Below are 21,893 nucleotides of genomic sequence, written 5' to 3'. Positions count from 1 at the left end.
ATATACCTCCGAACCGCCAATAACAGAGCAAATACAAACAAAATTCGACAAAGTTCACTGAATTTTCACAAAAGATTTATGTTTCAGCAGGAATTGTAAAGGGTAAAAGAGAAATAGATACATATCCTTAATAAAAGGGAGGCGTTCTTTGATGAACTACAACATCAGAGGAGAAAATATTGAAGTGACACCCGCGTTAAAGGATCATGTCGAGAGGAAGATCGGCAAGCTGGAGCGCTATTTTGACCATAGCGTGGATGCCGATGTGAACGTCAACTTGAAGTTTTACAATGACAAGGAGTCTAAGGTTGAGGTTACGATTCCGATGACAGATCTTGCGCTTCGGTCCGAGGTGCATAACGAGGATATGTACAACGCAATTGATCTCGCAACAAACAAACTGGAACGTCAAATCCGTAAGCATAAAACGAAAGTAAACCGTAAATTCCGTGAGCAGGGCTCTCCAAAATATTTATTGGCAAACGGTCTTGGCTCTGATACAGATATTGCGGTTCAGGATGACATAGAAGAGGAGGAGAGCTTGGACATCGTCCGTCAGAAACGCTTTAATTTAAAGCCGATGGATAGTGAAGAAGCGATCTTGCAAATGAATATGCTTGGCCATAATTTCTTTGTTTTCACAAATGCGGAAACAAACCTTACAAATGTCGTGTACCGCAGAAATGACGGGAAATATGGCTTAATTGAACCGACTGAATAATGAAGAGAAGCCTTCCGTGATGTCCGCGGAAGGTTTTTGTTTTTCTTATTTGCAAATTCTTTGGAAATAACAAAAGGTATGATATGATAATGAGAGGTATACATGGACTAGTAAATTATTTATACATGCCTCTAAAATAGGCATGTGAAGATAGAGGAGCGTTATAAATGCTTGGAATTTTAAATAAAATGTTTGATCCAACAAAACGTACGCTGAATAGATACGAAAAAATTGCTAACGATATTGATGCGATTCGCGGAGACTATGAAAATCTCTCTGACGACGCGTTGAAACATAAAACGATTGAATTTAAAGAGCGCATTGAAAAAGGGGCAACAACGGATGATCTTCTTGTTGAAGCTTTCGCTGTTGTTCGAGAAGCTTCACGCCGCGTAACAGGCATGTTTCCGTTTAAAGTCCAGCTCATGGGGGGCGTGGCGCTTCATGACGGAAATATAGCGGAAATGAAAACAGGGGAAGGGAAAACATTAACGTCTACCCTGCCTGTTTATTTAAATGCGTTAACAGGTAAAGGCGTACACGTCGTGACTGTCAACGAATACTTGGCAAGCCGTGACGCTGAGCAGATGGGGAAAATTTTCGAGTTTCTCGGTCTGACTGTCGGTTTGAATTTAAACTCAATGTCAAAAGACGAAAAACGGGAAGCTTATGCCGCTGACATTACTTACTCTACAAACAATGAGCTTGGCTTCGACTATTTGCGTGACAATATGGTTCTTTATAAAGAGCAGATGGTTCAGCGCCCGCTTCATTTTGCGGTAATTGATGAAGTTGACTCTATTTTAATTGATGAAGCGAGAACACCGCTTATCATTTCTGGACAAGCTGCCAAATCCACTAAGCTGTACGTACAGGCAAATGCTTTTGTCCGTACGTTAAAAGCGGAGAAGGATTACACGTACGATATCAAAACAAAAGCTGTACAGCTTACTGAAGAAGGAATGACGAAGGCGGAAAAAGCGTTCGGCATCGATAACCTCTTTGATGTGAAGCATGTCGCGCTCAACCACCATATCAACCAGGCCTTAAAAGCTCACGTTGCGATGCAAAAGGACGTTGACTATGTAGTGGAAGACGGACAGGTTGTTATTGTTGATTCCTTCACGGGACGTCTGATGAAAGGCCGCCGCTACAGTGAGGGGCTTCACCAAGCGATTGAAGCAAAGGAAGGGCTTGAGATTCAAAACGAAAGCATGACCTTGGCGACGATTACGTTCCAAAACTACTTCCGAATGTACGAAAAACTTGCCGGTATGACGGGTACAGCTAAGACAGAGGAAGAAGAATTCCGCAACATCTACAACATGCAGGTTGTCACGATCCCTACCAACAGGCCTGTTGTCCGTGATGACCGTCCGGATTTAATTTACCGCACGATGGAAGGAAAGTTTAAGGCAGTTGCGGAGGATGTCGCACAGCGTTACATGACGGGACAGCCTGTTCTAGTCGGTACGGTTGCCGTTGAAACATCTGAATTGATTTCTAAGCTGCTTAAAAACAAAGGAATTCCGCATCAAGTGTTAAATGCCAAAAACCATGAACGTGAAGCGCAGATCATTGAAGAGGCCGGCCAAAAAGGCGCAGTTACGATTGCGACTAACATGGCGGGGCGCGGAACGGACATTAAGCTTGGCGAAGGTGTAAAAGAGCTTGGCGGACTCGCTGTTGTCGGAACAGAACGACATGAATCACGCCGGATTGACAATCAGCTTCGAGGTCGTTCCGGACGTCAGGGAGACCCGGGGATTACTCAATTTTATCTTTCTATGGAAGATGAATTGATGCGCAGATTCGGAGCTGAGCGGACAATGGCGATGCTGGACCGCTTCGGCATGGACGACTCTACTCCAATCCAAAGCAAAATGGTATCTCGCGCGGTTGAATCGTCACAAAAACGTGTCGAAGGCAATAACTTCGATTCGCGTAAACAGCTTCTGCAATATGATGATGTTCTCCGCCAGCAGCGTGAGGTCATTTATAAGCAGCGCTTTGAAGTCATTGACTCTGAAAACTTGCGTGAAATCGTTGAAAATATGATCAAGTCTTCTCTCGAACGCGCAATTGCAGCCTATACGCCAAGAGAAGAGCTTCCTGAGGAGTGGAAGCTTGACGGTCTAGTTGATCTTATCAACACAACTTATCTTGATGAAGGTGCGCTTGAGAAGAGCGATATCTTCGGGAAAGAACCGGATGAAATGCTTGAGCTCATTATGGATCGCATCACCACAAAATATAATGAGAAGGAAGAGCAATTCGGCAAAGAGCAAATGCGCGAATTCGAAAAAGTTATCGTTCTTCGTGCCGTTGATTCTAAATGGATGGATCATATTGATGCGATGGATCAGCTCCGCCAAGGGATTCACCTTCGTGCTTACGCGCAGACGAACCCGCTTCGTGAGTATCAAATGGAAGGCTTTGCGATGTTTGAGCATATGATTGAATCAATTGAGGACGAAGTCGCAAAATTTGTGATGAAAGCTGAGATTGAAAACAATCTGGAGCGTGAAGAGGTTGTACAAGGCCAAACAACAGCTCATCAGCCGCAAGAAGGCGACGATAACAAAAAAGCAAAGAAAGCACCGGTTCGCAAAGTGGTTGATATCGGACGAAATGCCCCATGCCACTGCGGAAGCGGGAAAAAATATAAAAATTGCTGCGGCCGTACTGAATAGTTCGCCCCGGCAAGTTTACTGACCGCGGCGCCTGCAGGCGCCTGCGGATCTTTTAATGAGGTGAATGAAATGGAATTATCAGAAATCAGAGCAGAGCTCGAAAATATGGCTTCTCGTTTAGCGGACTTTAGGGGGTCTCTTTGACCTCGAATCAAAGGAGGCCCGCATTGCTGAGCTAGATGAACAAATGGCTGATCCGGAATTCTGGAATGATCAGCAAAAAGCTCAAACGGTTATAAATGAAGCAAACGGTTTAAAGGATTATGTCAATTCGTATAAAAAATTGAATGAATCCCACGAAGAATTACAAATGACTCATGATCTTTTGAAAGAAGAGCCGGACACTGATCTCCAGCTTGAGCTTGAAAAAGAACTAAAATCATTAACAAAAGAGTTCAATGAGTTTGAGCTTCAGCTTCTTCTCAGCGAACCGTATGATAAAAATAACGCGATTTTAGAACTGCACCCTGGTGCTGGCGGTACAGAGTCACAGGACTGGGGCTCTATGCTTCTTAGAATGTATACAAGATGGGGAGAGCGCCGCGGCTTTAAAGTAGAAACACTCGATTACCTTCCAGGTGACGAGGCTGGAATCAAGTCAGTGACATTGCTCATCAAAGGACACAACGCTTACGGGTATCTCAAAGCAGAAAAAGGTGTCCATCGTCTTGTGCGGATCTCACCATTTGATTCATCAGGCCGCCGCCACACATCTTTCGTTTCATGTGAAGTCATGCCTGAATTTAACGATGAAATTGATATTGATATTCGTACGGAGGATATTAAAGTTGACACGTACCGTGCAAGCGGCGCGGGCGGACAGCACGTCAATACGACGGATTCAGCCGTTCGGATTACTCACTTGCCGACGAACGTAGTTGTGACATGCCAAACGGAGCGCTCACAAATTAAAAACCGTGAAAGAGCCATGAAAATGCTGAAGGCCAAGCTGTATCAGCGCAGAATTGAAGAACAGCAGGCAGAGCTGGATGAAATTCGCGGTGAACAAAAAGAAATCGGCTGGGGCAGCCAAATCCGTTCTTATGTATTCCATCCGTATTCCATGGTAAAAGACCATCGGACCAATACAGAAATGGGGAACGTCCAAGCTGTAATGGATGGTGACATTGATACGTTCATTGATGCCTACCTCCGTTCTAAGCTTTCATAAGCTGAAAAACACACCTGATGCATACGGGTGTGTTTTTTTATTCCTTATATCCTTGATTTCACTGCTGCTTTAGCATATTACCACTGTATTTGGGTGTTATTTACATCTAATCAGGGAAGGATTAAAATGCTATCGGAGAGCATTGGAAGAAACGGAGGATATATGATGGACGTACGGAATAAAACATTGTGGATTTTGCGGGATTATGTATACATATTGTTAGGAGCAGCGATTACGGCCGTGTCCTTTAATGTATTTTTGCTTCCGAACAAGATTGCCGCCGGCGGTGTCAGCGGGATCAGTACGATTTTGCAATCATATGGTTTTGAAGCAGCGTATGTACAGTGGATTATTAATATCCCTTTATTTATTGCTGGCGTCATTTTGCTCGGCGGGAAATTTGGGCTAAAGACGCTTGCAGGTTCTGTGTTTTTGCCGCTAGTAGTGTTTTTGGCAAGGGATATTCAGCCCGCCACTCATCATGAACTCTTGGCGGCGATTTTTGGCGGTGTCGGGATAGGTATCGGAATTGGTATTGTGTACTTAGGGAAAGGTTCGACGGGAGGTACAGCCTTGGCTGCACAGATCATTCATAAGTACTCCGGTCTGTCATTGGGGAAGTGCCTCGCCATCATTGACGGAATGATCGTTGTTACGGCTATGATCGTATTTAATATTGAGCAAGGCTTATATGCCATGCTTGGCGTCTATGTGTCCAGCAAAACCATTGATGTTGTACAAGTCGGCTTTAATCGTTCAAAAATGGCGCTCATCATTACAAAGCAGGAGCAGGCTGTCAAGGAGGCTGTCTTACAGAAGATTGACAGAGGCGTGACAAAAATTTCTGCAGTCGGCGGATATACTGACGATGACCGTCCGATTTTAATGTGCGTGGTTGGGCAAACTGAATTCACCAAATTGAAACAAATCGTCAAACAGATTGATGAGTCAGCTTTTGTAATTGTAGCAGACGCGAGCGAGGTGCTGGGCGAGGGTTTCAAACGCGCTTAAACGAGGTTATAATATGGAAGAGATCGTAAAGGAGTTGTGCTTCTCAACATGAAATCAAAGTTATCGATACTAATGATTGGATTTGCGCTTTCTGTTCTGTTGGCTGCCTGCGGATCAAACGATGCAAAAGAAGAGAAGGCAGACACCGGCAGCAAGACGGAAGCCACTGCATCTGAAGGGGAAGAATTATATCAGCAAAGCTGCGTAGGCTGCCACGGCAAGGATTTAGAAGGTGTGTCAGGGCCTAATCTCCAAGAGGTCGGAGGCAAATACGATGAACACAAAATTGAAAGCATTATTAAAAACGGCCGCGGCAATATGCCAAAGGGGCTTGTAGAGGATAACGAAGCCGCTGTTATTGCCAAATGGCTGTCAGAAAAAAAGTAAGATAAAAACATCCTTGCCGAGTGCCGGCAAGGATGTTTTTATGCCTTGACAATATGAATGAAAAGAAACTGTAATAGTATTATGTCTAAATTTGACGTATAATGAAGTGTATTGAAAAAGGGAACTTTCAGATTTTTCATCTTTTTACAAATGAATGGGTCATAAATTGTCGAATGCATTCGAAGAGTATGACCGTGTGATAGATAAAATGATATAAAAGATTAGGTGATTTCATGATAGAGATGAAGGAAGTATATAAAGCCTATCCGAACGGCGTAAAAGCGCTCAATGGGATTTCTGTTACCATTCATCCCGGCGAGTTTGTGTATGTTGTTGGTCCGAGCGGAGCAGGTAAATCTACTTTTATTAAAATGATTTACAGAGAAGAAAAACCGACAAAAGGACAAATTTTAATCAATCATAAAGATCTCGCGACAATTAAAGAAAAAGAGATTCCTTTCGTGCGCCGCAAAATCGGCGTTGTCTTTCAGGATTTCAAGCTTCTACCGAAACTTACTGTTTTTGAAAATGTGGCATTTGCCCTTGAAGTGATTGGAGAACAGCCGTCTGTCATTAAGAAACGGGTGCTTGAAGTGCTTGATCTCGTGCAGCTGAAGCATAAAGCGCGACAATTTCCTGACCAGCTTTCAGGCGGGGAGCAGCAGCGTGTATCTATTGCAAGATCAATTGTGAACAACCCTGATGTTGTCATTGCTGATGAACCGACAGGAAACCTTGATCCGGATACGTCCTGGGAAGTCATGAAGACGCTGGAGGAAATTAACAACCGCGGGACAACAGTCGTGATGGCGACACATAATAAAGAAATCGTAAACACCATGAAGAAACGTGTCATTGCAATCGAAGATGGTATCATTGTGCGTGATGAGTCAAGAGGGGAGTATGGTTCATATGATTAAAATTCTCGGGCGCCACTTGCGTGAGAGTTTTAAATCTCTCGGGAGAAACACATGGATGACATTTGCATCCATTAGTGCTGTAACCGTTACGCTGATTTTAGTCGGCGTGTTTTTAGTGATTATGCTGAATTTGAATAACATGGCCACGAATGCTGAAAAACAAGTTGAAATCAAAGTGCTGGTTGATCTGACTGCAGATCAGAAGGCACAGGACAAGCTTCAGAACGATATTAAGGAACTGAAGGGCATTCAGAGTGTCACTTTTTCATCTAAAGAAAAAGAGCTTGACCAGCTGGTTGACAGTTTTGGTGACAGCGGAAAATCCCTGACAATGAAGGATCAGGAAAACCCGCTTAATGATGCGTTTGTCGTCAAAACGACAGATCCGCATGATACGCCGAACGTGGCGAAAAAGATCGAAAAAATGGATCATGTTTATAAAGTCACTTATGGAAAAGAAGAGGTCAGCCGTTTGTTTAAAGTGGTCGGCGTTTCCCGCAACATCGGAATCGCGTTAATTATCGGCCTGGTATTTACGGCGATGTTCTTAATTTCCAACACCATTAAAATTACAATTTTCGCAAGAAGAAAAGAAATTGAAATCATGAAGCTTGTCGGTGCGACAAACTGGTTTATCCGCTGGCCGTTTTTCCTTGAAGGATTGCTGCTAGGCGTATTCGGTTCTGTGATTCCGATTGCACTGGTGCTGAGCACTTACCAATACGTCATCGGATGGGTCGTTCCAAAGGTTCAAGGATCATTTGTCTCTCTTCTTCCTTATAATCCATTTGTATTCCAAGTTTCGCTAGTGCTGATTGCAATCGGCGCAGTAATTGGAGTATGGGGAAGTCTGACTTCCATCCGCAAGTTTCTGCGAGTATAAAGTGAAAAAGCCGTCCCGCTTTCGGGACGGCTTTTCATTTGCCTTCTTTTTCTTCTATGATTACATGAAATCTCCATCCTTTACATATACTATCTCTAGGTTTTGGTAAAGACAGTCTGGCATACAGGAGGAGTAAAGGATGAATCAAAAAATAATGGCTGTGATAGCAGCAGGGAGCATGCTGTTCGGAGGCGCCGGTGTATATGCGGGAATCAACCTGCTTGAGATGGATAAGCCCCAGACTGCAGCAGTTCCCGCGACGGCCCAAGCTGACTCTGAACGGGATAAAGCTATGGACAAAATCGAAAAAGCGTATGAGTTAATTTCGAATGAGTACGTAGAAAAAGTAGATAGAGAAAAGCTGCTCGAGGGAGCCATCCAGGGAATGCTGTCTACGCTAAATGATCCTTATTCTGTTTACATGGACAAGCAGACAGCTAAGCAATTTTCTGATTCTCTTGATTCCTCATTTGAAGGCATCGGGGCTGAGGTTGGCATGGAAGACGGCAAAATTATTATTGTTTCCCCATTCAAGAAATCGCCAGCGGAAAAAGCCGGGTTGAAGCCTAATGATGAAATTATCAGCATCAATGGAGAATCGATGGCCGGCAAGGATTTAAACCACGCTGTGTTAAAAATAAGAGGAAAAAAAGGGTCCAGCGTTTCAATGAAGATTCAGCGGCCTGGAACGAAGAAGCAGCTGTCATTCCGGATCAAGAGAGCTGAGATTCCGCTCGAAACGGTTTTTGCATCAGAGAAAAAAGTACAGGGGCATTCTGTCGGATATATTGCCATCTCTACTTTTTCTGAGCACACCGCAGAGGATTTTGCAAAAGCGCTGAGGGAGCTTGAGAAAAAAGAAATAGAAGGACTTGTCATTGATGTACGCGGCAACCCGGGCGGATATCTTCAAAGTGTGGAAGAAATTCTTAAGCATTTCGTTACAAAGGACCAGCCGTATATTCAGATTGCTGAACGCAATGGGGATAAAAAACGTTATTTTTCAACATTGACCCATAAAAAAGCGTACCCTGTCAATGTGATTACGGATAAAGGAAGTGCCTCTGCATCAGAAATTCTTGCCGGCGCATTAAAGGAAGCTGGCCATTATGAAGTTGTAGGCGATACGTCTTTTGGAAAGGGAACGGTTCAACAGGCTGTGCCAATGGGGGACGGCAGCAACATCAAATTAACGCTTTACAAGTGGCTGACGCCAAATGGAAACTGGATTCATAAGAAAGGAATTGAACCGACCATTGCGATTAAGCAGCCCGATTATTTTTCCGCCGGGCCTTTACAGCTGAAAGAGCCGCTTAAAGTGGACATGAACAATGAAGACGTCAAGCATGCGCAGGTATTGTTAAAAGGTCTCAGCTTTGATCCGGGACGTGAGGATGGCTATTTCAGCAAAGACATGAAAAAAGCGGTTATGGCTTTTCAGGATCAAAACAAACTGAATAAAACCGGTGTGATCGACACTCGCACTGCAGAGACATTAAACCGGCAGATAGAAAAGAAAAAATCAGATGAAAAAAATGATTTGCAGCTTCAAACAGCATTGAAATCATTATTTGTCAATTAAAGGAGATGGTATTCCATCTCCTGTTTCTTTGTGCTTAAAGAGATTATGGATCATAAGTCACATAAAAAATGAGTTTTTGACAAGAAATTAAAAAAATTTTCACAAATAAACATTTATAAAGGACTGTTATTACCCGATATCAATATATGAGAGAGACTTTCTAACGAGTTAATATGCATTTAAAATGAAACTTTTGCAAGTTGCCTAGTCTTTGTTTACTTCATACAATATAAGAAGGTTCTAAAAAGAACAGTAATCAGGTTAATGGCAGCTGAACGACAGGAATTTAAAGAGTAACGTTAGCGAGAATGCTTGTTAGCACTCCAGTACTGCTGCTTATACTGGCCCGTGCTTATCTGTATAAAGAAAATGGGGGTTCACAATTGAAGAGGGCAAGTATTGTGCGTGAAAAAAAATATTATGAATTAGTGGAACAATTAAAAGACAGAACACAAGACGTAACATTTTCAGCTACAAAAGCACTAAGTCTTCTTATGCTGTTCAGCAGATATTTGGTCAATTACACCAATGTCGAATCAGTAAATGACATTAATGAGGAATGCGCCAAACATTATTTTAACTACTTAATGAAAAACCATAAGCGATTAGGAATTAATCTGACAGATATAAAAAGGTCGATGCATCTAATCAGCGGGTTATTGGATGTGGATGTAAACCACTATTTAAAGGATTTTTCACTATCGAATGTCACGCTGTGGATGACGCAAGAGAGATAAACTCTCCTGAGGATATCCAAGCCATTTAATATTTGATAGAATATGAGTAACATGTTTGGCTTGAGGCGGTGAGAGATAGTGTCTGTTCAATGGGGAATTGAACTGTTAAAAAGCGCGGGCCTGTTCTTCTTACACCCGCTTTTCTGGTTTTTTATCATCATAACCCTGGCTTTCGGCTATGTAAGAATCAAACGGGAACGAAAAACCTTTCATACAAGAATAGCAGATATTTATGATGATCTGAAATTTACATATACAAAGGGACTGATTCCAGGTCTTCTTTTGTCAGTTATTTTAGGTGGACTCGGAATATCGATTCCTCTCGGTTTACTTGCGATTATTGCCGTTATCACTGCAGCGGCAGCGTTCACTCTTCGCGCAAACTGGATGTCTGCTGCATATATCGTCAGTGTGAGTATGCTGATAGGTTTTGGACTGCAAATATATCAGGCGGAGCCCTTTCTGGAGAGATTTCCGCAAGGGTTTGTAGTTGTTTGGCCGGCTGTAGCTGTGTTTCTAGGTTTGCTGATTATCACTGAAGGAGCGGTTGCTTATCGTTCTGCGCATGTGAGAACATCACCGGCACTTGTCGTAAGCAGCCGCGGTTTGCCGATCGGACAGCAGCTGGCAAACCGGGTTTGGCTTTTGCCGCTGTTCCTTCTCGTGCCCGGTAATGGTTTAGAATCGCACCTTAGCTGGTGGCCCGTGTTTACTGTTCCCGGCGGCTCATTCCATTTTCTATGGATTCCTTACTTTGTCGGATTTGGACAAAGGGTACAGGGATCGCTGCCTGAAACGAGTATAAGGATCACAGCGAAACGCGTTTGTATTCTCGGTCTTGCCGTCGCAGTTCTCGGTGCAGTGAGCTTACTGTGGACGCCGCTTGCGGGGGCAGCGGTCTGTACTGCTTTGTTAGGGCGCATTTTTCTGTCCATAAAGCAAAGAGTGAATGATAACGCGGCTCCGTTTTATTTCTCGAAAAGGGATCAGGGCTTAATGGTGCTTGGGATTATCCCCAATACGCCGGCTGAGGATCTAGAATTGAAAATCGGGGAAATCATAACGAAAGTCAATGGCATACCGGTTAAGAACGTTTCTGATTTCTATGAAGCGCTTCAGCATAATCGTGCATATGTGAAGCTTGAAATTATCGGTTTGAATGGAGAAATTCGTTTTGACCAGCGAGCTTCTTATGAAGGAGAACATCATGAATTGGGCATCCTCTTCGTAAAGGATGACCGTGAAGACGAAGCAGTCGCTTCTGGATCATAAAAGGCAGCCCGGCACCGCAAGAAGATGCGATGCCGGGCTGTTTTGTGTTACGCTGAGTTTTTTTCTATCCGTGCCGTTTCATCAGATTTGATGCCCAATGAAACAAAAACGCCGATGATGGATACAGCAAAGAGAATCATAAATAGGGTGTGATATCCCGAAATCAGGCCAATTAAGGCTGATGAAATGATGCTTCCGAAATAACGGAAGGTCGAGAAAATCCCGGATGCCACTCCTGACATACCGGGGTCTACTGTGGCTAGGGATGAAACCTGCATGCTGGTCAGACCGACTCCGGAAGCGAGCCCGCCAAGGATAAGAGAGAGCATGAGGAACAAGACAGAATGCGAGCTGCTTAACAGCAAAAATAATAGATTCGCACCAGCCATCATGGCAAATGAAAGAAAAATGATTTTTTTTGCTCCCCATTTGTGATGGAGCTGCGCGCCCACCCAGTTGCTGGCTGACATGAAGATCGAAAATACAGAAAGCGCCATCCCGCTGTTAGACGTATTAAGCCCAAATTGGTTCGTCATAAATAACGGCATAATCAATAAGACGGCATACATCATCAAATTGCTTAATAAGACTGATAGATTCGCATTTGTAAAGGTTGAGCTTTTAAACAGTGCAAAGTCAATGATGGGGTGCTGGGTACGTTTTTCTCTTCTGAAAAAAAGCGGAACAAAAAGAAGTATCAATACACTGTATACCGCATATCCCCATGGAGCCTCATTTTTCGTCAGCAGGATAATTGAAACGATGCTGCCTGCAAGCAAGAGAGAGCCGATGATATCCAGCGGCGCGTCAGATTTATTTTCTTTATATTGAGGAAACATCGTTAATGCCGTAAATAAAGCAATAGCGAGGAACGGGATGTTGACCCAAAAAATCGAATGCCAGCTGAAGCTGTCAATCAGTATAGAGCCGATAAAAGGCCCGAGTGCTGCACCAAGTCCCGCGCCCAGTCCGAAAAATCCAAACACTTTCGGTAGACGTTTTTCAGAAACAACATGCCGGATAATGGCAATGCTGTTTGGCGTAAGCAATGCCCCGCCGACAGCCTGCAATGCCCGAAAAACAATTAACAGGAGCAGACTCGGTGAAAGGGCGCAGCCTAGTGATGCGATTAGAAAAAGGCCGACTCCCCATAAGTACATTGTTTTATTGCCGTACATGTCACCGAGCTTCCCTGCAATCGGCTGTGTGACTGCCATTACGATTAAATAAACGGTAACCACCCAAGTGATGCTTGCGATGGACTCGTTATACGTATGGGAAATAGATGAGAGCGCGACCGCGATCATCGTTGAATTAATGGGAGCCAGAATGGCCCCCAATAATAGCGAGACGATCAGCGCCCATTCTTTTCTTGAGCTCATTGGGATCCTCCTTTTTATTATGCCAAGGAGTTAATCAGCAGAAATTCCTTTGACAAATAGAGCTGTGCTGTGCTCCAGCATTTTTTCCTGGGGCATTGATATGACCCGGTCTCCTAAGTGGAGACGGTGAATGAAATAACCGAAGATAATCGACATGAACACGTCGGCATGCTCCGCTTCATTTCCTGTCTGAATAACCCCTTTCTCACCCATTGTTTTGAGATAATCAACCAATAGCTGTTTCATAGATTGGGGATATTCAGTGACGTGGTTAATGACATCCTGAAACATGGTCGGTTCACGAAAGCTGATTTTAATGATATCTTTTCTATGTTCGAGCTCCTCCAAGAGACAGGTTCCGATATGAAGCAGGTCTTTGTACAAATCCCCTTCTGTTTGTTCCAAAATGCTGCCTCTGTTTGAAGAATGCTGAGAAAGCAAAGCCTCAACTAGTCCTTGTTTGTTTTTAAAGTTCCTGAAAATCGTCGCTTCACTTACATTTGCTTTTTCTGCAATTTCTTTTGTAGTTGTTGCGCGATATCCTTTTTTGACGAGCAGCTGCATGGCAGCGTCTAGGATTCTCTTGTTTGTCGGTCTCAATACGTTTCACCTCACGAGTATACTGGCAGGACAAGTATACACCCGCCCCGCTTGTATAAGAAAGAGGGGGACGCATCAGGACCGGCTGACAACTGTGATTTTGCCGCTGCTTCCGTCAACAGTGATGATGTCACCGTCTCGCAGTCTTTCGGTTGCCGTGCGTGTGCCGAGAACGGCTGGAATGCCGTATTCACGGGCAATAATCGCAGCGTGAGACAAAATGCCGCCTGTGTCTGTAATAATCGCTTTGGCGTCTTGAAACAGGCTGGTCCATAGCGGTGTGGTCATCTTGCAAACGAGTACGTCCCCAGGCGCAAATTGAGAAAATTCATTGGCGTCCCGAATGATTTTCACCGGACCTGTCGCAATACCGCTTGATGCCGCAATGCCAAAAATATGATTCTCTGTGTTTTTTTCATCCTCTATCACAGCGCCGACAATTTCTTCAGCTGCTTTGAGCTGTTCTTTTGTCGGGGTGCCGAGGTAGGCAGGGGCTTGGGCCAGCTCATACTCATGAAAAATCTGTCTGCGTTTTTCAGCCTTTTCTTGCAGGGATACAGGGTGAAGAAGCGCTTGTTCCACTTCGTCATCATATAAGAACCAAAGGTCCTCACGATCTTGAATGACACCGTTTTCCGCCAGCAATTCACCTATCTTCAGCAGAAAGATTCTCGCCTTGGCATCCAGCATGGCGTCAATATAAAAGTGGTGGTCATCTTTTATATTTGCAGAGTTCAGTGTCCATTGATAATAGCGGTCAAATTCGGTGCGTAAACCGGGATCTTCTATGTTTTCCAAGAATTCATTGTATAATTTCTCTCGTTTTTCTTTCGTTTTCTGAAATTCATTGTCAAAATGATAGCCATTACGGACATAATTTTGAATATTGGCCAGAGCGAAATACGGATTTTCCACCCAGATTTGTTCAATCAGATCATGACTTTTAACAGATCTCCATCCGTATTCTTGCAAGAATTCATGGACGTTCTTCAGGAAGTGTCTTCCCTCATCTGTTTGTTCCAATTTCTCCTGGAGTTGTTCAGGCTTGTTGTTTTCAAAAATGGCCAGAAGGTTCGGGTTCTCCTGAACTTCCATAGAAAATAGCCATAAGCAACGGTCCGTTTCCAGTGATTTGTTCATTTTTCCTGTCAGCATCTCGTAAAAATGAGCGTTTTCGGACTCTCCTTGAATGTCCTGATACATCGCTTGCAGTTTGTTTGTTAAAAGGATTTGCGGGAAAACGATATTGAAGTGCTCTTCATAAGCCGTGAGATAAAAGGCTTTTAGTTTTTGAAAAGCATCCAGTGCGCTTTCTGCGGTATGCTCAGTTTGTGCGAGCTGGTCCAGTGTCCGGTAAAAAGGGAGGTATGTGTGATTGATGATGTCATACATATGCTCCGATAAAATCGGGAAAAGCTCTTTGCCGCAGTCTTCAGAAGGAGGCTGCTGTCCGCCTTGGTTTTTGGAATAAATATGTCCGCGATAAAGTTTTACTTCATCAACAACTACACCAATCGGAAACTTTTGCATGCTCTTCTTCAAGCCATATTCCAATGCCGGCACGATGAAGGATGAAAATAACGGACTCACCGGACCTTCAATATTAGACTCCATGTTAAGCCAGAAATCATTCATATCAGTGTCGGTAATCATGAAGCTGCGTTTTTCTTCTGCCGCCTTTTTGTCCTGATCAATAGTTGTAATCGGGCGAGCTTGCAGAAGGTATATTTGATGATCAGCAATTCCAAATTCTATATCGACAGGATATCCGTACAGGTCTTCGGTTTTTTTTGTGATTTCAGCCAATTCAATCACTTGTTCATCTGTAAGGCAAAAACGGCTGCGCATGTCTTCACTCGTTTCTTTTTCAGCAATTCCTTCTGCCGCAGACTCCATGTAGATTTCCTTTGCACCTATTTCTTTCTGAATCTCAAACGAAGATTTATTAACAATGAACGTGTCTGGGGTAACACTTCCTGAAACAACAGCTTCACCCAACCCGTAGCTGGCGCTGATTAAAAGCTCTCTATCATCATGGGTAACAGGGTTGCGGCTGAAGATAACACCTGACATTTCTGAATCGATCAGCCCCTGAACGACTATTCCCATTAACGGCTCTGCGATTTGATTGTTCATTTTTTTCTTATAGCTGCTGACCCGCCCAGAAAAAAATGAGGCCCAGCATTCTTTCACTTTAGCCAGAAACTCTTCCTCTGTTTTGATATTTAAGTAGGTTTCATATTGACCCGCGAATGAGGCGCCTTCTAAATCTTCCGAGGCAGACGAAGAACGCACGGCTACGGATCGATATGATTCTCTAAGCTTATAAAAGGAACTAGTCAGCTCATTTTTCAGCTCATCCGAAAATGTTCCGGAAATGATCCCGCTTTCGACGTTTTCACTAGTCTCTTGAAGCTGGTTGTCCTCCATAAAACGTGCGAGCGCATTCGTTTGAATAATAAACCCGTCCGGAACAGGAAGACCGTGTTTGGTCAATTTAATCAAATTCATTCCTTTTGCTCCAGCCAGCTGGCTGGACTCTTCTGCCTGGCGAAATAAAACAGAATACATATTTGAAACCCCTCTTTTCTTCATTCATTTTGTTTTTCTCTCTAGTCTTTTTATTGCGGAGCCTGTGTTTAAAAAAATGATAGTAAACACTATCATTCAATTGTAGGTTTTCAGGAAAATGCTGTCAAACGCAGAAAGTCCTAAATAAAATGAATAGTTAAGTTGGTTATATTATCCTGAAAAATGCGGCCGTACTGGTACTGTATGCCTATTTTCTCTTATTCTCGGAATCTGGCGGCGGACTTGATGATGTAATAAAAAAAGTGCCGCTGATTAGAACAGCGGCACCATGGAATAAGTTTTGACCGGCACCAAAATGCAAATATGGTGATTGATTTTGGCTGAAAAGGGGTATGGTGTAGTAGAGGGAGCGAATGCACGATTGTCCGATTCTTCATTTTTTACTATAATCAGATCAGATGAAGAATCCTGAGGAGGGTTTTTGTTGATTACAAAAGCCGTTTTTGCATTGTTTTTCCCTTTTATGCTTGTTGTTCTATTTACTAGAGTCACCTTTAATCATTATGTGGCGATCGCTTTAACAGCTGCATTGCTGTTTGCCTCTTATTTAAAAGGCTATACAGAAACGTATTTTATTGTAGGATTGGATGTTGTGTCTCTTGTGGCTGGGGGACTGTATATGGCCAAAAAAGCTGCAGAGAAAAAAGAAGAATAAATCGGACATAATGAATATAAAGACTGAATACCTGCTTTTACGATTTAAAAGCAGGTTTTTTATACACAAAAACAGCTGGAAATAAAAAACCACCGAACTTTAGTTCGTATTTTTAGTGATTTTGCTTTCCATTGTGTTACTATATCTATAGGAAGATTTCGTTAAAGAAACGGAGGCTTATTTTTGTGAAAGATCGCTTTGAGTTAGTCTCGAAATATCAGCCCCAGGGAGATCAGCCGAAAGCCATTGAAAAGCTTGTAAAAGGAATTCAGGAGGGCAAGAAGCATCAGACTCTGCTGGGTGCGACAGGAACTGGGAAAACATTTACGGTGTCTAATTTGATTAAAGAAGTCAATAAGCCGACTCTCGTGATTGCCCATAACAAAACCCTTGCTGGACAGCTTTACAGTGAGTTCAAGGAATTTTTTCCGAACAATGCTGTCGAGTATTTTGTCAGCTACTATGATTATTATCAGCCGGAGGCGTATGTGCCTCAAACGGATACATTTATAGAGAAAGACGCTAGTATTAATGATGAAATTGATAAACTGAGACACTCCGCCACATCAGCTTTGTTTGAGCGCAGAGATGTCATTATTATTGCGAGTGTATCTTGTATATATGGCCTCGGTTCCCCTGAGGAATACCGGGAAATGGTCGTGTCACTGCGGACTGAAATGGAAATTGAGCGCAACGAGCTGCTCAGAAAACTTGTAGACATCCAATATGCCCGCAACGATATCGACTTTCAGCGCGGTACATTTCGTGTGCGCGGGGATGTAGTGGAAATCTTTCCGGCATCCCGTGATGAGCATTGTATTAGAGTTGAATTTTTCGGTGACGAAATCGAACGGATTCGGGAAGTGGATGCGCTGACAGGAGAAATTCTCGGCGACCGAGATCATGTTGCGATTTTCCCGGCATCCCACTTCGTAACGCGGGCCGAGAAAATGGAGAAGGCGATTCAAAATATCGAGAAGGAGCTTGAGGAGCAGCTGAAGGTCATGCACGAAAACGGAAAGCTCCTTGAAGCGCAGCGTTTAGAGCAGCGGACAAGATATGATCTTGAAATGATGCGTGAAATGGGTTTCTGCTCCGGCATCGAGAACTATTCAAGACATTTGACTCTGCGGCCTCCAGGTTCAACGCCGTATACGCTTCTTGATTATTTCCCAGACGATTTTATGATCGTGGTGGATGAGTCGCATGTGACAATTCCTCAGGTGCGCGGCATGTTTAACGGAGACCAGGCGCGGAAACAGGTGCTCGTGGATCACGGCTTCCGGCTTCCATCAGCGCTTGATAACCGTCCGCTTCGTTTTGAGGAATTTGAAAAGCATATGCACAATATCGTGTATGTATCAGCAACACCAGGGCCGTACGAGATTGAACATACAGATGAAATGGTCGAACAGATCATTCGTCCGACGGGGCTTCTTGACCCGCTTATTGACGTCCGTCCAATCGAAGGTCAGATTGACGACTTGATCGGCGAAATTCAAGCAAGAATCGAGCGGAATGAACGGGTGCTTGTGACAACTTTGACGAAGAAGATGTCAGAGGATCTGACCGATTATTTAAAGGAAATCGGCATTAAAGTAAACTATCTGCATTCTGAGATCAAGACGCTTGAACGGATTGAAATTATCCGCGACCTGCGCCTTGGCAAGTACGATGTGCTTGTCGGCATCAACCTGCTGAGGGAAGGTTTGGACATCCCCGAAGTATCCCTTGTTGCGATTTTGGATGCGGATAAGGAAGGTTTCCTTCGTTCGGAGCGGTCGCTGATCCAGACCATCGGACGGGCAGCGAGAAATGCGGAAGGCCGCGTCATTATGTACGCCGATAAAATAACGAACTCTATGGAAATTGCGATTAATGAAACAAAACGCCGCCGCGAGCAGCAGGAGCGGTTTAACGAAGAGCACGGCATTACGCCGAAAACGATAAATAAAGAAATTCGCGATGTCATTCGTGCCACAGTAGCAGCTGAGGATAAAGCGGAATACAAAACAAAAGTCGCGCCGAAGCTGTCGAAAATGACGAAGAAAGAACGCCAGAAAGTCGTTGAACAGATGGAGCATGAAATGAAGGAAGCCGCCAAGGCGCTTGACTTTGAAAGAGCCGCGGAGCTTCGCGATTTACTTTTAGAGCTAAAAGCGGAAGGATGATGAACAAATGGCTATGGATCGGATAGAGGTGAAGGGAGCCAGGGCGCATAACCTGAAAAATATAGATGTAACGATTCCGAGAGATCAGCTTGTTGTTGTCACGGGTTTGTCCGGATCAGGTAAATCCTCCCTTGCCTTTGACACGATATATGCTGAAGGACAGAGACGGTATGTCGAGTCGCTGTCTGCTTATGCCCGCCAGTTTTTAGGGCAAATGGATAAGCCTGATGTGGATGCAATTGAGGGGCTCTCTCCCGCCATCAGCATTGATCAGAAAACAACGAGCCGCAATCCGAGGTCTACTGTCGGTACGGTAACTGAGATTTATGATTATCTGCGTCTTTTATATGCGAGAGTAGGGAAGCCTCATTGTCCGGAGCACGGAATTGAGATTACATCCCAGACCATCGAGCAAATGGTGGACAGAATTCTGGAATACCCGGAACGGACGAAGCTTCAGGTGCTGGCGCCGATTGTCTCGGGCCGAAAAGGCGCTCATGTCAAAGTGCTTGAACAGATTAGAAAACAAGGCTATGTCAGAGTCAGAATTGACGGCGAGATGGCTGAGCTTTCCGACGATATCGAATTAGAAAAGAACAAGAAGCATTCCATTGAGGTAGTCATTGACCGGATTGTCGTGAAAGAAGGCGTGGCAGCCCGGCTGTCAGATTCATTGGAAACGGCGCTCCGTTTAGGTGAAGGACGGGTTATGATCGATGTCATCGGTGAGGAAGAGCTGATGTTCAGCGAGCATCATGCCTGTCCGCACTGCGGATTTTCAATTGGTGAGCTTGAGCCGCGTCTGTTTTCGTTTAACAGTCCGTTCGGGGCGTGTCCGACGTGTGACGGTCTCGGAATGAAGCTTGAAGTGGATGCCGATCTTGTCATCCCCAATCAAGATTTGTCATTGAAAGAGAATGCGGTCGCCCCTTGGACACCGATCAGCTCACAATATTATCCTCAGCTGCTTGAGGCAGTCTGCACCCACTACGGGATTGATATGGATGTGCCGGTCAAAGATTTGCCGAAGCATCAACTGGATAAAGTGCTGTACGGCAGCGGAGACGACCTGATTTATTTCCGATATGAAAATGATTTTGGACAAATACGCGAAGGTGAAATTCAATTTGAAGGCGTATTGCGCAACATTGAAAGACGCTATAAGGAGACAGGCTCTGATTTCATCCGTGAGCAAATGGAGCAGTATATGTCTCAGAAGTCTTGTCCGACGTGCAAAGGCTATCGGTTAAAGAAAGAGGCGCTTGCCGTATTGATTGACGGTCGCCACATTGGAAAAATTACCGAGCAGTCTGTAGCCGATGCACTTGCCTTTTTCAAAGACCTTACCCTTTCTGAGAAGGATATGCAGATCGCCAATTTGATTTTGCGCGAAATTGTGGAGCGCTTAAGCTTTCTGGACAAAGTCGGCCTCGATTACCTGACATTGAGCAGGGCAGCGGGTACATTGTCCGGGGGAGAGGCGCAGCGCATCAGGCTGGCGACTCAAATTGGCTCGCGCTTATCCGGTGTGCTATATATTTTAGATGAGCCGTCTATCGGTCTGCATCAGCGTGATAACGACCGCTTGATCAGCGCTCTGAAAAATATGAGAGACCTCGGGAACACGCTGATTGTTGTCGAACATGATGAGGACACGATGATGGCAGCCGATTATTTAATAGATATTGGACCGGGTGCCGGCATTCACGGCGGGCAGGTGACATCTGCGGGTACGCCGGAAGAAGTGATGGAAGATCCAAACTCATTAACGGGCAGCTATTTATCAGGGAAAAAGTTTATCCCATTGCCTCCTGAAAGAAGAAAGCCGGACGGACGTTACATTGAAATTAAAGGTGCTTCAGAAAACAACCTGAAAAAAGTGAATGCCAAGTTCCCGCTTGGGACGTTTACAGCAGTTACAGGTGTTTCTGGTTCAGGAAAGAGTACACTCGTTAATGAAATTTTGCATAAGGCGCTGGCGCAAAAGCTTCATAAAGCGAAAGCGAAGCCCGGCAGCCATAAAGAGATTAAAGGTTTGGATCATTTAGATAAAGTCATTGACATTGACCAGGCGCCAATCGGAAGAACGCCGAGATCCAACCCTGCGACATACACCGGTGTATTTGATGACATTCGTGATGTATTCGCGCAGACAAATGAAGCGAAGGTCCGCGGCTATAAAAAAGGCCGTTTCAGCTTCAACGTGAAGGGCGGACGATGTGAAGCCTGCCGCGGCGACGGGATTATTAAAATTGAAATGCACTTCCTTCCTGACGTATACGTTCCATGCGAGGTGTGTCACGGCAAACGCTATAACCGTGAAACGCTTGAAGTGACGTACAAAGGAAAAAGTATCTCTGATGTGCTTGATATGACGGTTGAAGATGCTCTTTCTTTCTTTGAAAATATCCCGAAAATCAAACGCAAGCTCCAAACCCTTTATGATGTTGGTTTAGGTTATATTACGCTCGGCCAGCCGGCGACGACCTTGTCAGGCGGAGAAGCGCAGCGCGTGAAGCTCGCGTCAGAGCTGCACAAACGCTCGACCGGACGCACGCTCTACATTTTAGATGAGCCGACGACAGGTTTGCATGTCGACGATATCGCCAGGCTTCTTGTCGTGCTGCAACGGTTGGTAGACAACGGAGACACTGTACTGGTTATTGAGCATAACCTTGATATCATTAAGACGGCCGATTACATTGTGGATTTGGGCCCGGAAGGCGGAGCCGGGGGCGGAACCATTGTCGCGTCAGGAACGCCTGAGGAAATCACTGAAGTGGAAGAATCGTATACAGGCCGTTATTTGAAGCCTGTTATCGAACGTGACAAAACACGCATGAAATCGCTCTTGAAAGCGAAAGAAACAGCTACATCTTAAAACCCTCTGTTAAGAGGGGACAGCTTGTCAGCAAGTCCATCCTTGGGCTTAGCAGGCAAGCTTTTTCTTTACGGCATAATAGGTTTAGAATCGTCTTTGGGTAAAATTTCTTTGGGAAAACGCCTAAACATTTACAAATTGCTGTCGATATATGAATTGAAAGGCGAATGATGATTTCCAAATTAAGCAGACAAACCCTATTAAGGGGCTTAAAGGCATCCTTAAGCAATAACTG

Annotated in this window: 16 protein-coding genes; 13 read left to right on the top strand and 3 right to left on the bottom strand. The window is 44.3% G+C overall.

The features are described from left to right. Positions 1 to 151: 151 nt before the first annotated feature. From hpf to minJ, 10 genes are all read left to right on the top strand, one after another. A complete protein-coding gene (hpf, locus tag WA279_RS14830) occupies positions 152 to 721 on the top strand; it encodes a ribosome hibernation promotion factor (RefSeq protein WP_003228031.1) in 570 nt (189 codons plus the stop codon). Between the two features lie 167 nt (positions 722 to 888). After that, positions 889 to 3,414, top strand: coding sequence for a preprotein translocase subunit SecA (secA, locus tag WA279_RS14825; protein ID WP_336155841.1), 2,526 nt, complete (start codon positions 889 to 891; stop codon positions 3,412 to 3,414). Between the two features lie 69 nt (positions 3,415 to 3,483). Further along, a protein-coding gene (gene prfB / locus WA279_RS14820) for a peptide chain release factor 2 (RefSeq protein WP_010886623.1) occupies positions 3,484 to 4,585 on the top strand; the annotation gives its coding sequence in 2 pieces (ribosomal slippage) (positions 3,484 to 3,555 and positions 3,557 to 4,585; 1,101 coding nt in all). Between the two features lie 165 nt (positions 4,586 to 4,750). After that, a complete protein-coding gene (locus WA279_RS14815; protein ID WP_336155839.1) occupies positions 4,751 to 5,596 on the top strand; it encodes a YitT family protein in 846 nt (281 codons plus the stop codon). A 48-nt stretch (positions 5,597 to 5,644) separates the two neighbouring features. Then, positions 5,645 to 5,983, top strand: a complete 339-nt coding sequence (gene cccB / locus WA279_RS14810; protein WP_021480707.1) for a cytochrome c551 — start codon at positions 5,645 to 5,647, stop codon at positions 5,981 to 5,983. 233 nt (positions 5,984 to 6,216) lie between these two features. Beyond that, on the top strand, positions 6,217 to 6,903 hold the full coding sequence (gene ftsE / locus WA279_RS14805) for a cell division ATP-binding protein FtsE (RefSeq protein ID WP_003228039.1): 687 nt from the start codon (positions 6,217 to 6,219) through the stop codon (positions 6,901 to 6,903). Further along, positions 6,896 to 7,786: a permease-like cell division protein FtsX gene (gene ftsX / locus WA279_RS14800; protein ID WP_015251119.1), complete on the top strand. Its 891-nt coding sequence runs from the start codon at positions 6,896 to 6,898 to the stop codon at positions 7,784 to 7,786. Before ftsE ends, ftsX begins: the two co-directional genes overlap by 8 nt. Positions 7,787 to 7,925: 139 nt before the next feature. Continuing rightward, a complete protein-coding gene (ctpB, locus tag WA279_RS14795; protein WP_336155836.1) occupies positions 7,926 to 9,368 on the top strand; it encodes a carboxy-terminal processing protease CtpB in 1,443 nt (480 codons plus the stop codon). Between the two features lie 383 nt (positions 9,369 to 9,751). Then, a complete protein-coding gene (swrA, locus tag WA279_RS14790; protein WP_015251121.1) occupies positions 9,752 to 10,105 on the top strand; it encodes a swarming motility protein SwrAA in 354 nt (117 codons plus the stop codon). 78 nt (positions 10,106 to 10,183) lie between these two features. Next, on the top strand, positions 10,184 to 11,377 hold the full coding sequence (gene minJ / locus WA279_RS14785; RefSeq protein ID WP_336155834.1) for a cell division topological determinant MinJ: 1,194 nt from the start codon (positions 10,184 to 10,186) through the stop codon (positions 11,375 to 11,377). Positions 11,378 to 11,424: 47 nt separating this feature from the next. Here minJ and WA279_RS14780 read toward each other — a convergent pair whose 3' ends face one another. The 3 genes from WA279_RS14780 to WA279_RS14770 all read right to left on the bottom strand — a co-directional run bounded on the left by WA279_RS14780 (position 11,425) and on the right by WA279_RS14770 (position 15,930). Beyond that, positions 11,425 to 12,759 (bottom strand): MFS transporter, encoded by a 1,335-nt coding sequence (locus tag WA279_RS14780; RefSeq protein ID WP_336155833.1) that lies wholly within the window; start codon positions 12,757 to 12,759, stop codon positions 11,425 to 11,427. A 30-nt stretch (positions 12,760 to 12,789) separates the two neighbouring features. After that, on the bottom strand, positions 12,790 to 13,359 hold the full coding sequence (locus WA279_RS14775) for a TetR/AcrR family transcriptional regulator (protein ID WP_336155831.1): 570 nt from the start codon (positions 13,357 to 13,359) through the stop codon (positions 12,790 to 12,792). Positions 13,360 to 13,434: 75 nt separating this feature from the next. Then, positions 13,435 to 15,930 carry a PEP/pyruvate-binding domain-containing protein gene (locus tag WA279_RS14770; RefSeq protein ID WP_336155828.1) on the bottom strand — a complete coding sequence of 832 codons (2,496 nt, stop codon included), beginning with the start codon at positions 15,928 to 15,930 and terminating at the stop codon, positions 13,435 to 13,437. Between the two features lie 445 nt (positions 15,931 to 16,375). On the opposite strand from WA279_RS14770, the gene WA279_RS14765 reads away from it, so the two are divergent. The 3 genes from WA279_RS14765 to uvrA all read left to right on the top strand — a co-directional run bounded on the left by WA279_RS14765 (position 16,376) and on the right by uvrA (position 21,658). Beyond that, positions 16,376 to 16,606, top strand: coding sequence for a CsbA family protein (locus tag WA279_RS14765; RefSeq protein WP_003228053.1), 231 nt, complete (start codon positions 16,376 to 16,378; stop codon positions 16,604 to 16,606). Between the two features lie 185 nt (positions 16,607 to 16,791). Further along, positions 16,792 to 18,777, top strand: coding sequence for an excinuclease ABC subunit UvrB (gene uvrB / locus WA279_RS14760; protein ID WP_336155826.1), 1,986 nt, complete (start codon positions 16,792 to 16,794; stop codon positions 18,775 to 18,777). Between the two features lie 7 nt (positions 18,778 to 18,784). Further along, positions 18,785 to 21,658, top strand: a complete 2,874-nt coding sequence (gene uvrA / locus WA279_RS14755) for an excinuclease ABC subunit UvrA (protein ID WP_336155824.1) — start codon at positions 18,785 to 18,787, stop codon at positions 21,656 to 21,658. The last annotated feature ends 235 nt before the right edge of the window (positions 21,659 to 21,893 follow it).

Source organism: Bacillus sp. 204(2023), assembly GCF_037027505.1.
GTDB classification, from domain to species: Bacteria; Bacillota; Bacilli; order Bacillales; family Bacillaceae; genus Bacillus; species Bacillus subtilis.
The sequence above is the reverse complement of the archived record's forward strand: the minus strand, read 5'-3'. Positions and strand labels throughout refer to the sequence as shown.